The organism is Streptomyces puniciscabiei, assembly GCF_006715785.1.
GTDB lineage: Bacteria > Actinomycetota > Actinomycetes > Streptomycetales > Streptomycetaceae > Streptomyces > Streptomyces puniciscabiei.
Genome location: NZ_VFNX01000001.1, coordinates 5,803,454 through 5,817,158 on the forward strand (window position 1 = coordinate 5,803,454; position 13,705 = coordinate 5,817,158).

Genomic DNA, 13,705 nt, shown 5'->3' on the forward strand with positions numbered 1-13,705 from the left:
CCGGTGTCCATGGCGGGCGGCAGGGTGCGGAGATGAAAGACTGTCGGCGTTTCGTGTCGTACACAAGCAGGAGCTTTTGACGTGAGCATCGATAAGCCCGAGATCGACTTCCCGGGTGGCGAGCCCCCGGCGGACCTGGAGATCAAGGACATCTGGGAGGGCGACGGGCCGGTGGCGCAGGCGGGTCAGACCGTCACCGTCCACTACGTGGGTGTCGCCTTCAGCACCGGCGAGGAGTTCGACGCCAGCTGGAACCGTGGCACTCCGTTCCGCTTCCCGCTGGGCGGCGGCCGTGTCATCAAGGGCTGGGACCTGGGTGTGCAGGGCATGAAGGTCGGTGGCCGTCGCCAGCTGACCATCCCCGCCCACCTCGCCTACGGCAACCAGAGCCCGACCCCGGCGATCAAGCCGGGCGAGACGCTGATCTTCGTGGTGGACCTGCTGGGCGTCTGAGCCCCGCCCGGTTCCCTTCTGATCGACACCTGATCGACCGGCCGGATCCGACCGGTTCCGATCACCTGGGGCCCATGCCTGCCCGGGCATGGGCCCTCGGCTTTTGCCACCGCACCCGGGAGCGGTACGGTCATCGGTCGGAAGCACTAGGAAAGGTGAAGGGCGTCGATGGCCATTGCCAAGGCCGAGCGGCTGATGAACCTCGCGCTGTGTCTGCTCGGCACACGGCGGCCTCTCAGCAAGCGTGAGCTGCGGGAGTCCATCGAGGCCTACCTCGAAGCGGGCAGTGACGACTCCTTCAACCGGATGTTCGAGCGGGACAAGGACGATCTGCGCGAGCTGGGCCTGGTCATCGAGACGGTGGAGAACCTGGACGGCGAGGTCGGCTACCTCGCCCGCCGGGACAGCAACCGGCTGCCGCCCATCACCCTGGACGCCGAGGAGGCCGCGGCGCTGGGGCTGGCCGCGAAGGTGTGGCAGCAGGCCCGGCTCGCCGGCGCGGCCAGCGGTGCCCTGCAGAAGCTGCGCGCCGCGGGGCTGCCCGAGGACGTCGACCCGTACGAGGCGCACGGCGCCCTGGAGCCCCGTATCCCGGTGCACGAGGCCGCCTTCGAGCCGCTGATGCTGGCCTGCCGGGACCGCCGCCCGGTCGTCTTCGACTACCGCAAGGCCTCCGCCGCCCACCCCGAGCCCCGGCATGTGGAGCCATGGGCGCTGGAGTGCTGGCGCGGCCACTGGTACCTGGCCGGTTTCGACCGGGACCGGGGTGCCGAGCGCGTCTTCCGGCTCTCCAGGATCACCGGCCGGGTCCGCTCGCGCGGTACGGGCTTCACCGCGCCCGTGCCCGACGTCGTCACCGTGCGCGAGACCGTGGCGAGCTGGGCGGGCGAGATCGCCGACGGTACGGCGCTGATCCGGCTGCGCTCCGGCGCGGGTTACCCCCTTCGGGCGAAGGCCACCGGGGTGCGGGAACTCGGCGACGGCTGGGACGAGTTGGAGATTCCGTACGGGCACGGCCTGGACGCCTGGCTGGTGGAGTTCGGGCCGGACGTGGTGGTCCTGGAGCCGGCCGAGCTGCGTGCGGACGTGGTGGACCGGCTGCGTGCCGTGGCCAAGGGCTGACAGGGGGAAGCAGGACTGTGGCAGGCAAACCGGTCAGGCCCGTGAACGCCATCGACCAGACCCGGCGGATGCTGTCCCTGGTGACGTATCTCAGGGAGCGGCCCGGCGCCCGCATCGCGGACGTCGCGCGCGCCTTCGGGATCACCGAGGACGAGCTCGTCGCCGACCTCGATCTGCTGCCGATGTGCGGCACCAGCTTCCGCGGCGGCGACCTGCTGGACATCGACACCGACGGCGAGCGGATCTGGTGGCACAATCCGGCCGCGCTGGGCGAGGAGGCTGCCGAGCCGCTGCGGCTGGCCGCCGACGAGGCCACCGCGCTGCTGGTGGCCGCCCGCGCGGTCTCGACCCTGCCGGGCCTGCGCGAGAGCGACCGTCAGGCCCTGCTGCGGGCCACCGCGAAGGTGGAGGCCGCCGCCGGTGAGACCGCCGGTGCCAGTTCCCGGCTGTCGGTGACCTTCGAGTCCGAGGGCGGGGTCTTCGCGGACGTCGACCGGGCGATCTCCGAGCGCCGCCGGCTGTGGATCCGCTACTACTCCCCGGCCCGTGACGAGGTCACCGAGCGCGAGATCGACCCGATCCGCCTGGTCAGCGTCGGCCACACCTATGTCGAGGCCTGGTGCCGCCGCTCCGAGGCCCGGCGCACCTTCCGCCTCGACCGGGTCGCGGAGATCCGCATCCTGGACGAGCCGTCCGCGCCGCCCGAGATAGAGCTGCGCGACCTTTCCGAGGCCCTGGTGCAGCCGGCCGCCGAGGACCCTGAGGTCGTCGTCGAGGTCGGCCCGGGCGGCCGCTGGGTGGCCGAGTACTACCCGCACGACAGCGCCGATGAGCTTGCCGACGGCGGGCTGCGTATCACTCTGCGCACCCCCGACCCGGCCTCCCTGCGCCGCCTGGCCCTGCGGCTCGGCCGCGACGGCCGGATCGTCTCCCCGCCGGAGCTTGCGGAGAGCGCCCGGAGCGCGGCGGCGCAGGCCCTGGCGGCGTACGACACGGCGCCGTCGGAGTGAGCCGCCGGGGCGCGGGGCCGTGGTGAAGACGCGGCTCCGCCGCGGGGGCGCGACGAGCCACAACGGTGCCGCAGACGCCGGACGGCGGACTGTGGCACTCCAGCGACGCGCTGGGCGAACGACCGAGAGAAGGAGCGAGGGCTGTGAGCGAGTCTCCGGTGTCCGGTTCGGGTGAGATGACGGTGGCGGCCGCCTTCGCCGGGATGAAGAGAGCGGTCCCCGTGGTGTTCAAGGCGGGCTGCCCGGACTGCCGGGGCCGCTTCGAGCTCGCCGCGAGCGCGCTGCGGCTCGCCATCGGTGCCACCAGCCGGACGACGTTCTACTCCTTCACCTGCCCCGAGTGCGGCGCCGCCGTCCGCAAGCCCGCGGGGGAACGCATCGTCGAGCTGCTCACCGGCGGTGGGGTCCGCACGCTGCGGCTGCACACCACCGTCTAGTCTCGACGTCATGTTCTGGCCGATGTTCGCGGTAGTGCTGGGTTTCCTGGGTCTCGCGGTGCTGGGGGTGCTCGCCGTCCGGGTCTTCCTGGAGGCGCGGCGTCTCGGGCACCAGGTCGCCGACTCCGCGCGCCGCATCAACAGGGCGGCCGAGGACCTGGAGCGGGCGGCGGCCGGCGCGGCCCGGGCTGTGGACGCGCTGTGACGATCGCACGGCTGTGCGCTTTGGGTCACTTCGCCCTGTCACCCGACCGGTCCGTCCAGGTACGCTGCTGATCGCGGCCCGGAGAATTGAGGCGCGGTCCGCAGAGGGAGTGGGAGTACGCACGGGGATTGTTCTACGTTCACCCCCGGGCGTTACGATCGCTGCCAGCACGATGGTCAGACAGTTGTCCGACCCGTCGGACAGGCCCCGCCGCCCCGCCTCAGCGAGAAGGTGAAGACTTATGTTTCGTGGCGCACTCGAGCCGTGGCACCTGGTGCTGCTGATTCTCGTGATCGTCCTCGTGTTCGGCTCCAAGAAGCTTCCGGACATGGCGCGTTCGCTCGGCAAGTCCGCGCGCATCCTGAAGAGCGAGGCCAAGGCGATGAAGGAAGAGGGCAAGCAGGCCTACAACGCCCCTGAGCCCGCCGAGGAGCCGTCCCCTGCCCAGCGCACCATTCAGGCCGCGCCCGGCGACGTGACCAGCTCGCGGCCGGTCAGCGAGCCGACGGACACGACCCAGCGCTGAGGCGAGGACCGGGACATCCGGTCCGCTGCATGAGATGAGGATGTGGGTTGCTCAAGTCTGCCCGCAAGAAGGAGAGAGATCCCGAGGGGCGGATGCCGCTCGGGGATCACCTGCGTGAGCTGCGCAACAGGCTCGCGAAGGGCATCCTGGCGATCATCGTCGTCGCGGTGATCGCGGCCTTCTTCTACAAGGACATCATCGACATCATCACCAGGCCGGTGCTGGACTCGGTCGGTTGCGGGCAATCCTTCGGGGAGCTGGCCAAGACCAAGAACGTTCACTGTGCGCACATCACGGTCAGCGGCCTGCTGGCGCCGTTCACGCTGGCTCTGAAGGTGGCGCTGACCACGGGCGTCGTGCTGGCGGCACCGATCTGGCTCTACCAGCTGTGGGCCTTCGTCGCGCCGGGTCTGCACCGGCACGAGAAGAAGTACGCCTACGCGTTCGTCGGATTCGGCTTCCCGCTCTTCCTCGGCGGCGGCTACCTCGCCTACAACATCCTGCCGATGACGGCGAAGGTGCTGATCGACCTGACGCCCAGCGGCGCCGAGAACCTGCTGCCGCTGGACGACCTGCTCGACCTGGTCACGCGCATGGTCGTCGTCTTCGGACTCGCCTTCGAGATGCCGTTGCTGCTGGTCATGCTGAACCTCACCGGCGTCCTGTCCGGCCGGCGGATGCTCGGCTGGTGGCGCGGCATGGTGGTCGGCATCGCGGCCTTCGCGGCCGCGGCCACGCCCAGCCCCGACCCGGGGACGATGCTGGCACTGGCGGCGCCGATCTGGGCGCTGTACTTCATCGCCGTGGCCATCTCGCTGCTCAACGACCGGCGCCGGGCGCGCCGCGAGGCGGCGGGTCCCGCCGACGACGAGGCCTCCGAGCTGGACCTCACGCCCGAGGACATCGGCGAGGTCGAGCCCGTCGCCGCCAGCCGGGCCCTGCCCGAGCAGGCCGGCCCGGACCGGATCAACGGCTACGACGACGTCACCTGAGCCCGGCGCCCCGCGCCCGGCGAACCACGCACGATGCCCCCGCTCCCTGATGAGGGACGGGGGCATCGGCGTTGGTCGATCAGCCCACGTTCCGGATAATGATCGTCCTGTTGTCAGTGGGGCCCGGTACGCTCGAAAGCACGATGACAGAGGACCTCTCTCCGGCCGAGCGGTACGCGGCAGCCCGCAGGCGGGCAGCCGAGCAGGCCACCGCGCTCGCGTCCTTCCGCGAGATGTACGACTTCGGCCTCGACCCCTTCCAGATCGAGGCCTGCGAGGCACTCGAGGCGGGGAAGGGCGTACTGGTGGCCGCCCCCACCGGCTCGGGCAAGACGATCGTGGGCGAGTTCGCCGTCCACCTCGCCCTCGGGCAGGGCAAGAAGTGCTTCTACACGACACCCATCAAGGCGCTGTCGAACCAGAAGTACGCCGACCTGTGCCGCCGCTACGGCACCGGCAAGGTCGGCCTGCTCACCGGCGACAACAGCGTGAACTCCGACGCCCCGGTGGTCGTGATGACCACCGAGGTCCTGCGGAACATGCTCTACGCCGGCTCCCAGACCCTCCTCGGCCTCGGCTACGTGGTCATGGACGAGGTGCACTACCTCTCCGACCGCTTCCGCGGCGCCGTCTGGGAAGAGGTGATCATCCACCTCCCCGAATCGGTGACCCTGGTGTCGCTGTCGGCGACCGTCTCCAACGCCGAGGAGTTCGGTGACTGGCTGGACACCGTGCGTGGCGACACCGAGGTGATCGTCGCCGAGCACCGGCCCGTGCCGCTGTTCCAGCACGTGCTGGCCGGGCGGCGGATGTACGACCTGTTCGAGGAGGGCGAGGGCCACAAGAAGGCCGTCAACCCCGACCTGGTCCGTCTCGCCCGCATGGAGGCGACCCGGCCGTCGTACCAGGACCGCAGACGCGGCCGCGCGATGCGCGAGGCCGACCGGGAGCGCGAGCGCAGACAGCGCTCGCGGGTGTGGACACCGGGACGGCCCGAGGTCATCGAGCGACTGGACTCCGAGGGCCTGCTCCCGGCCATCACCTTCATCTTCAGCCGCGCCGCGTGCGAGGCGGCCGTGCAGCAGTGCCTGTACGCGGGCCTGAGGCTGAACGACGAGGAGGCGCGGGAACAGGTCCGTGCCCTGGTCGAGGAGCGCACCGCGCACATCGCGCCGGAGGACCTGCATGTCCTCGGGTACTACGAGTGGCTGGAGGGCCTGGAGCGCGGTATCGCCGCCCATCACGCGGGCATGCTGCCGACCTTCAAGGAGGTCGTCGAGGAGCTGTTCGTCCGCGGCCTGGTCAAGGCGGTGTTCGCGACCGAGACCCTCGCGCTCGGCATCAACATGCCCGCCCGCTCGGTGGTGCTGGAGAAGCTCGTGAAGTGGAACGGCGAGCAGCACGCCGACATCACGCCGGGCGAGTACACCCAGCTCACCGGCCGGGCCGGCCGCCGGGGCATCGACGTCGAGGGCCACGCCGTCGTGCTGTGGCAGCGCGGCATGAGCCCCGAGCACCTCGCCGGTCTCGCGGGTACCCGCACGTACCCGCTGCGCTCCAGCTTCAAGCCGTCGTACAACATGGCGGTCAACCTGGTCGAGCAGTTCGGCCGGCACCGCAGCCGCGAGCTGCTGGAGACGTCCTTCGCGCAGTTCCAGGCCGACAAGTCGGTCGTCGGGATCTCCCGCCAGGTGCAGCGCAACGAAGAGGGTCTGGCCGGTTACAAGGCCTCCATGACCTGCCACCTCGGCGACTTCGAGGAGTACGCGCGGCTGCGCCGCGAGCTGAAGGACCGGGAGACCGAGCTGGCCCGGCAGGGCGCGGCCCAGCGCCGTGCGGAGGCCGCCGTCGCCCTGGAGCGGCTGAAGCCGGGCGACGTCATCCACGTCCCCACCGGCAAGTACGCCGGCCTGGCCCTGGTGCTGGACCCCGGTCTGCCCGCCGGCCGGTCCAACGGCCACCGCGGCCTGGACCACCTCGACGGCCCGCGCCCGCTGGTGCTGACCGCCGAGCGGCAGGTCAAGCGGCTGGCGTCGATGGACTTCCCGGTGCCGGTCGAGCCGCTGGACCGGATGCGGATCCCGAAGTCGTTCAACCCGCGCTCGCCGCAGTCCCGCAGGGACCTCGCCTCCGCGCTGCGCACCAAGGCCGGGCACATCCCGCCGGAGCGGGCCCGCAAGAAGCGCTCGCAGGCCGCCGACGACCGCGAGATCGCCCGGCTGCGCACCGCGATCCGCGCGCATCCCTGCCATGGCTGCAACGACCGTGAGGACCACGCCCGTTGGGCCGAGCGCTACCACCGGCTGCTGCGCGACACCTCACAGCTGGAGCGCCGCATCGAGGGCCGTACGAACACCATCGCGCGGACCTTCGACCGGATCGTGGCCCTGCTGACCGAGCTGGACTACCTGCGCGGCAACGAGGTCACCGAGCACGGCAAGCGCCTGGCCCGGCTGTACGGCGAACTCGACCTGCTGGCCAGCGAATGCCTGCGCGAACGGGTCTGGGAGGGGCTCGGCCCGGCCGAACTCGCCGCCTGCGCATCGGCGTTGGTGTACGAGGCACGGGTCGGCGACGACGCGATGGCGCCCAAGCTGCCCTCGGGCAGCGCGAAGGCCGCACTCGGCGAGATGGTCCGGATCTGGGGCCGGCTCGACGGTCTGGAGGAGGAGTTCCGGATCAACCAGACCGAGGGCGTCGGGCAGCGTGAGCCGGACCTCGGCTTCGCCTGGGCCGCGTACATGTGGGCCTCGGGCAAGGGGCTCGACGAGGTGCTGCGCGAGGCGGACATGCCCGCGGGGGACTTCGTGCGCTGGTGCAAGCAGGTGATCGACGTGCTGGGCCAGATCTCCGCGGCGGCTCCGGCGGAGGGCTCGACCGTGGCGAAGGCCGCGCGCAAGGCCGTCGACCAGTTGCTGCGGGGAGTCGTCGCCTACTCCTCGGTGGGGTAGCCGCACCTGCGGGTGCCAGGGGGGCCGTTTCGGCCCCCCTTTTCACTTATCACGGTGAGTCACTTCCGCACGCCCGTACATAGTAACCGAACGTGTTCGAATCGAAGCCGAGCGTGTAAATGGAGCCGAGCGTACTCCTGCCGCACGGGCGATTTCAGGTGCTTGCCGAATATGACACGGCGATGATCCGGTCGGACTAAGCTCGCCCGCGGCGCACCGAGTTGAGGCGAATTCGTGCGTCTGTTCCCAAACATGCGATAGATCCCGACAGTTCCATGAACCTTCCCCCTCAAAGCTCCCCCGACACCCAGCCGATTCATCTCAGAAGGCATCCATGGTGAGTGTTCAGAAGCCTCCCGGTGGCCGTGAACGTCGTTACGCGCGCGTCCTGTTGCCGCCGGCCATAGTGATGGCCGGCGCGACCGCCGCGGCCGTAGCCCTGGGGCCGGCGTCGGCCCGGATCGCCGTCGGCGTGGTCGGGGCGGTGGCCCTGCTGCTGATCCTGGCCACCGGCTCGGAGGCCGCCCGCCGCGGCAGGAGGCTCCACGAGGAACAGGCCGAGCACGCCCGTCACACCGCGTATCTGGAGCACCGGCTCGCCGCCCACGACGACCTCATCCAGCGCTTCGCCACCGACGTCATCCCCCACGGCCATCTGCGGCTGCGGGCCGGAGAACCGCTGCGCGACGTGATGGTCAACGGCTACGACGCCGACCCCGAACTGCGCGGCCTGCCCGACTCCTACCGGGAGCTGTTCCGCGCCGCGATGCGCGCGGTGGACCGCGAGATCAACATGCGCGACGCCACCGAGCGCTCCTTCGTGAGCATCGCCCGCCGCGTCCAGGCCATCGTCCACCAGCAGTCCAACGAACTGCGGGAGATGGAGGAGGACCACGGCCGCAACCCCGAGGTCTTCGACGACCTGCTGCGCATCGACCACGGCACCTCGCTGATCGGCCGTCTCGCCGACACCATCTCCGTCCTCGGCGGCGGCCGTCCCGGCCGCCAGTGGCCGCTGCCGGTCTCCCTCTACAGCACGCTGCGCGGTGCCATGTCGCGCATCCTGGAGTACCGCCGCATCCAGCTGAACTCCATCGTCAACATCAACATCAAGGGCACCTCCGTCGAGCCGGTCATCCACGCCGCCGCCGAGCTCTTCGACAACGCCACCCGCTACTCGCCGCCCACGGCCAAGGTGCACGTCACCGCCACCGAGGTGCAGGCCGGTATCGCCATCGAGATCGAGGACGCCGGCGTCAGCCTCAGCGAGGAGTCCCGCGCCCGCATCGAGAAGATGATCGAGGACGCCAAGAACCTCGACGACGCCCACAACCTCGGCGAGAACCCGCGCCTCGGCCTCGCCGTCGTCGGCCGGCTGTGCAAGATGTTCGACATGGAGGTCTCGCTGCGGGCCTCCGCCTACGGCGGTTGCCGCGCGATCCTCGTCGTCCCGCGCGTGATGACCACCACCGAGCCCGGTGTCGGCGCCGCCCACGGCATCGGCGCCACCGGCACGCCGATTCCCGCGCTCGGCGCGGTCGAGGGCCCCAAGCGCCCGCCGAAGCGGCGCCGCCCCACCAGCCCCAAGATCCCGGCCGGGATCTCCATGGAGGACGACGTCCCGGTGGTCACCGAGTGGACGGCGGGCGGCCTGCCGCAGCGCCGCAGCCGGATGAAGACCCCGATCAGCCAGCGCTTCGCCGAGCAGGCAGAGGTCGAGCAGGCCGAACGCGAGGGCAGGCCCACCATCTGGTCGCAGCCCAAGCCCGCACCGGAGCCCGAGATCGACCCCGAGCGCAAGAAGCTCATGGAGCGGCCGCTCGGCCAGGGCATCGAGGACTTCTGGAACGGCCTGCGCAAGGGCATGCCCGAGGACGCCACCGGGCCCGAACTCACCGACTTCACGAGGCACCCGGAAAAGTACGTGCACCTGCTCAACGACTATGCGGACGAGCCCGTCGAGGGCACCACCGAGGCCGACGACGAGGGGGACCTCAAGTGATCCAGCAGCGAGGCAACATCGACTGGATGCTCAAGCAGCTCAACGACGGCGTGCCGGGCATCGAGATGATCGTGGTCCTCTCCGCCGACGGACTGCGCATCGCCCGCTACGGCGGCGACCCCGACGCCTGCGACCGCGTGGCCGCCGCCTGCGCGGGCGTGCAGAGCCTGGCCGGCGCCATCATCAAGGAGCTGCCCGGCGCCGGCGACATGAAGGTCGTGGTCTTCGAGATCGAGGGCGGCTACTTCTACCTGATGAACGCCGGTGACAACGCCTACCTCGCCGTGCTCGCCGACGTCACCTGCGAGCCGGGCCGGATGAGCGGCATGATGCGCGACCTCGTCGTCCGGATCGGGGCCCACCTCACCAGTCCGCCCCGGCGGAACGGGCAGACCGTATGACTCCTCCACGACGCAAACGGCGCGAGCCGAAACCCCCGCCGCCCCCGCAGCCCCCGGCGCCCGCACCGGCGGACGGTGAGGCCGAGCCCAAGAACCCCGAACGGCTGTACACCGTCGCCGGATCCGAGGACGGCGCACGCGCCGAACTCGACCTCGTGACGTTGATCGTGGCGCGCGACGCGCCCCAGATGGCCGCCTCACCGGAGCAGGCCTCCGTCCTGCGGCTCTGCGCCAACCCCCTGTCCGTGGCCGAGCTCTCGGCCTACCTGAACCTGCCGTTCAGCGCGATGACCGTCCTGATCACCGAGCTGATCACGGCCGAACTGGTGCAGGTGCGCGCCCCGGTCGTCCGCCGGGCGCTCCCCGACCGTTCACTCCTCGAAGCGGTGATGCATGGACTTCAACGGCTCTGACACCATCCCCGGACCACGCACCGAGGACCATCTGCCGCACACGGCCGAGACCGCGGTGAAGATCGTGATCGTGGGCGGTTTCGGTGTCGGCAAGACGACCATGGTCGGTTCCGTCAGCGACATCAGGCCGCTGACCACCGAGGAGACCATGACCCAGGCCGGCATCGGCGTGGACGACAACTACGGCTCCGAGTCCAAGACCGCAACCACCGTGGCCATGGACTTCGGCCGCATCAGCATCACCGACAAACTGGTGCTCTACCTCTTCGGCACCCCCGGCCAGGAACGCTTCTGGTTCCTGTGGAACGGACTGTTCGAGGGCGCGCTCGGCGCGGTCGTCCTCGTCGACACCCGGCGTCTGGAGGTCAGCTTCGACGTCATGGGCCGCCTGGAGGAGCGCGGCGTGCCCTTCGTCGTCGCCGTCAACTCCTTCCCGGACGCGCCCCGTTACCCGGTCGAGGAACTGCGCACCGCGCTCGACCTGACACCGGAGATCCCGATCGTCGAGTGCGACGTACGCCGCCGGGCCTCCAGCAAGGACGTGCTGATGACCCTGATGCGCTTCCTGCACTCGATCGCCCTGTCCCGCGCCCTCGCCTGAACCCCGGCCGACCGACCCCCACCCTTTTCGTTCCGGAGCGACACCGTGACGTCTGAACCCTCGTCCCTGACCGACACAGACCCCACCCCCGTAACGCCGCCGGGCTGCCCCGCGCACCGCACCGGCCCCGGCGGGCTGCACCGGCTCTACGGCCCCGACGCGGAGGACCTCGGCGGCCTCTACGAGCGGCTGCGCGAGCAGCACGGTGCCGTGGCCCCCGTCCTGCTGCACGACGACGTACCGATGTGGGTGGTCCTCGGGCACGCCGAGAACCAGCACCTGGTGCGCAGCCCCTCCCTGTACACCCGCGACAGCCGGATCTGGACCCCGCTGCTGGAGGGCATGGTCAAGCCCGACCACCCGCTGATGCCGCACATCGCCTGGCAGCCGATCTGCTCGCACGCCGAGGGCGACGAGCACCAGCGGCTGCGCGCGGCGGTCACCGCGGCCATGGACACCATCGACCACCGCACCGTGCGCCGCCACATCGGCCGCCACACCCAGGAACTGGTCAACAGCTTCTGCGAACGCGGCCGGGCCGACCTGGTCTCCCAGTTCGCCGAGCATCTGCCGATGGCCGTCATGTGCGAGATCCTCGGCATGCCCGAGGAGTACAACGACCGGATGGTGCAGGCCGCCCGGGACGCCCTGAAGGGCACCGAGACCGCCATCCAGAGCCACGCCTACGTCATGGACGCGCTGAGCCGGCTCACCACCCGGCGCCGCGCCCGGCCCGAGGAGGACGTGACCAGTCACCTGATCACCCACCCGGCCGGACTCAGCGACGACGAGGTCCGCGAACACCTGCGGCTCGTCCTCTTCGCGGCCTACGAGGCCACCGCGAACCTCCTCGCCAACGCGCTGCGCATGGTCCTCACCGAGCCGGGCTTCCGCGCCCAGCTCAGCGGCGGCCAGATGACCGTGCCGGAGGCGATCGAGCAGTCCCTGTGGGACGAGCCGCCGTTCAGCACCGTCCTCGGCTACTACGCCAAGCAGGACACCGAGCTGGGCGGGCAGCGCATCCGCAAGGGCGACGGGCTGCTCTTCGCACCCGCGCCGGGCAACCTCGACCCGCGGATCCGCCCGGACCTGTCCGCGAGCATGCAGGGCAACCGCTCCCACCTCGCCTTCGGCGGCGGCCCGCACGAGTGCCCCGGCCAGGACATCGGCCGCGCCATCGCCGACGTCGGCGTCGACGCGCTGCTGATCCGCCTGTCCGACATCCAACTCGACTGTGCCATCGAGGATCTGCGCTGGCGTTCGTCCATCGCCTCCCGGCACCTGGTGTCCCTGCCCGTGCGCTTCGAGCCGAAGCCGCAGCAGGACGTCAACGTGCTGCCGAGGCCCACGCCCGTCCCGCCGCAGCGCACCTGGCAGACCGGCGCCCCGCGCCCCGAGCAGCCCGCGGCCGCCGAACCCCGCCCCACCCCGCCCCCTCCGGTGGCGCCCGAGTACGCTGCCACGGCTCCGGCCGCGGAACCGGTGGCCCGCCGGACGGGCGTCTGGCGGCGGCTGCTCAACTGGTGGCGGGGGGAGTGACCGAGCCCGAGGGGGCGCGGCTGCTGCGGCGGAGGCTCAGTCCCCGCGGGCCCAGCCGTCGTACGACTCCCAGGCCCGGAGCACCCGTCCGCTGACGAAGGTGTGCTCCGCGCCGGTGACCGGATCGGTGAACTCCAGCCTCCGCGCGAGCAGTTGCAGCGGGCGCCGGAAGTCGCCGTCCGGCACCGGGGCGGTCACCTCCGGGTACAGCGGGTCGCCGAGGATGGGCACACCGAGCGCGTTCAGATGCACCCGCAGCTGATGGGTCTGCCCGGTCGCCGGGACGAGCCGGTACCGGGCCAGCCCGCCCCGGCGCCCGGCCGGCTCGACGTACGTCTCGGCGTTCGGCTCACCCTCGACCTCGCGGGCCGCCTGCACCCCGCGCTCCTTGACGATCCGGCTGCGCACGGTCCGGGGCAGGACCAGCGAGGGGTCGTACGGGGCGATCGCCTCGTACTCCTTGCGTACCCGCCGGTCCCGGAACAGCGTCTGGTACGCCCCGCGCTCCTCGGGCCGCACGGTGAACAGCACCAGCCCCGCCGTCAGCCGGTCCAGGCGGTGCGCGGCGGTCAGCGTCGGGATGCCCAGCTCGCGCCGCAGCCGGGCCAGCGCGGTCTCGGCCACATGGCTGCCGCGCGGGGTCGTGGCGAGGAAGTGCGGCTTGTCGGCTACGACGATGTGCGCGTCCCGGTGGACGACCTCCACCGGGAACGGCACCGGCACCTCGGCGGGCAGCTCCCGGTGGAACCACACGAACATCCCCGGCTCGTACGGCGCGTCCGGCGCCACCGCGCGCCCGTCGGCGCCGACGATCAGCCCGGATTCCAGCATCGACTCGATCATCCCGGGTGCGGCCCCCGTCAGCCGCTGCACCAGATGCTCCCGCACGGTGGCCCACGTCCCGCCGTACGGCAGCCGGACCCGCACGGGGTCGACCCCGTCGCGCTGGGGGAGCGGGGCAGGAGGGGGTGGCGTACGGCGTCTCATCGGGGTCAAGGGTACGAGGCGGAAATCGGTGGGCCGGCGGCCGTGCGGTCGGCCAGGATGCGCATC

14 protein-coding genes are annotated in these 13,705 nt (G+C 71.1%); 13 read left to right on the top strand and 1 reads right to left on the bottom strand.

What is annotated here, in order from left to right:
• Window positions 1–81: 81 nt before the first annotated feature.
• From FB563_RS26860 to FB563_RS26920, 13 genes are all read left to right on the top strand, one after another.
• The gene (locus FB563_RS26860) at window positions 82–453 is read left to right on the top strand and encodes an FKBP-type peptidyl-prolyl cis-trans isomerase (RefSeq protein WP_055709516.1); all 372 of its coding nucleotides are present in this window, start codon (window positions 82–84) and stop codon (window positions 451–453) included.
• A 168-nt stretch (window positions 454–621) separates the two neighbouring features.
• Window positions 622–1,575 carry a helix-turn-helix transcriptional regulator gene (locus FB563_RS26865; protein WP_055709517.1) on the top strand — a complete coding sequence of 318 codons (954 nt, stop codon included), beginning with the start codon at window positions 622–624 and terminating at the stop codon, window positions 1,573–1,575.
• Between the two features lie 17 nt (window positions 1,576–1,592).
• Window positions 1,593–2,585 (top strand): helix-turn-helix transcriptional regulator, encoded by a 993-nt coding sequence (locus tag FB563_RS26870; protein ID WP_055709518.1) that lies wholly within the window; start codon window positions 1,593–1,595, stop codon window positions 2,583–2,585.
• A gap of 176 nt (window positions 2,586–2,761) precedes the next feature.
• The gene (locus tag FB563_RS26875) at window positions 2,762–3,022 is read left to right on the top strand and encodes a hypothetical protein (RefSeq protein WP_055709525.1); all 261 of its coding nucleotides are present in this window, start codon (window positions 2,762–2,764) and stop codon (window positions 3,020–3,022) included.
• A gap of 10 nt (window positions 3,023–3,032) precedes the next feature.
• Entirely contained in the window at window positions 3,033–3,227 is a 195-nt protein-coding gene (locus tag FB563_RS26880) for a hypothetical protein (protein ID WP_055709519.1), read from the top strand.
• Between the two features lie 241 nt (window positions 3,228–3,468).
• Window positions 3,469–3,753 (top strand): Sec-independent protein translocase subunit TatA, encoded by a 285-nt coding sequence (gene tatA, locus FB563_RS26885; protein WP_055709520.1) that lies wholly within the window; start codon window positions 3,469–3,471, stop codon window positions 3,751–3,753.
• Between the two features lie 47 nt (window positions 3,754–3,800).
• Complete coding sequence (tatC, locus tag FB563_RS26890) at window positions 3,801–4,745, top strand: twin-arginine translocase subunit TatC (RefSeq protein WP_199832992.1); 945 nt, start codon at window positions 3,801–3,803, stop codon at window positions 4,743–4,745.
• A 98-nt stretch (window positions 4,746–4,843) separates the two neighbouring features.
• Window positions 4,844–7,696, top strand: coding sequence for a DEAD/DEAH box helicase (locus tag FB563_RS26895; protein WP_055709522.1), 2,853 nt, complete (start codon window positions 4,844–4,846; stop codon window positions 7,694–7,696).
• 334 nt (window positions 7,697–8,030) lie between these two features.
• A complete protein-coding gene (locus tag FB563_RS26900) occupies window positions 8,031–9,698 on the top strand; it encodes an ATP-binding protein (protein ID WP_234358009.1) in 1,668 nt (555 codons plus the stop codon).
• Window positions 9,695–10,099: a roadblock/LC7 domain-containing protein gene (locus FB563_RS26905; protein ID WP_055709524.1), complete on the top strand. Its 405-nt coding sequence runs from the start codon at window positions 9,695–9,697 to the stop codon at window positions 10,097–10,099. The genes FB563_RS26900 and FB563_RS26905 overlap by 4 nt, the downstream gene beginning before the upstream one ends.
• Window positions 10,096–10,512: a DUF742 domain-containing protein gene (locus FB563_RS26910; RefSeq protein WP_142218944.1), complete on the top strand. Its 417-nt coding sequence runs from the start codon at window positions 10,096–10,098 to the stop codon at window positions 10,510–10,512. The genes FB563_RS26905 and FB563_RS26910 overlap by 4 nt, the downstream gene beginning before the upstream one ends.
• A complete protein-coding gene (locus FB563_RS26915) occupies window positions 10,493–11,113 on the top strand; it encodes a GTP-binding protein (RefSeq protein WP_142218945.1) in 621 nt (206 codons plus the stop codon). Before FB563_RS26910 ends, FB563_RS26915 begins: the two co-directional genes overlap by 20 nt.
• A 45-nt stretch (window positions 11,114–11,158) precedes the next feature.
• Window positions 11,159–12,652, top strand: a complete 1,494-nt coding sequence (locus FB563_RS26920) for a cytochrome P450 (protein ID WP_142218946.1) — start codon at window positions 11,159–11,161, stop codon at window positions 12,650–12,652.
• A gap of 36 nt (window positions 12,653–12,688) precedes the next feature.
• Here FB563_RS26920 and FB563_RS26925 read toward each other — a convergent pair whose 3' ends face one another.
• Window positions 12,689–13,639: an RluA family pseudouridine synthase gene (locus FB563_RS26925; protein WP_142218947.1), complete on the bottom strand. Its 951-nt coding sequence runs from the start codon at window positions 13,637–13,639 to the stop codon at window positions 12,689–12,691.
• Window positions 13,640–13,705: the final 66 nt, after the last annotated feature.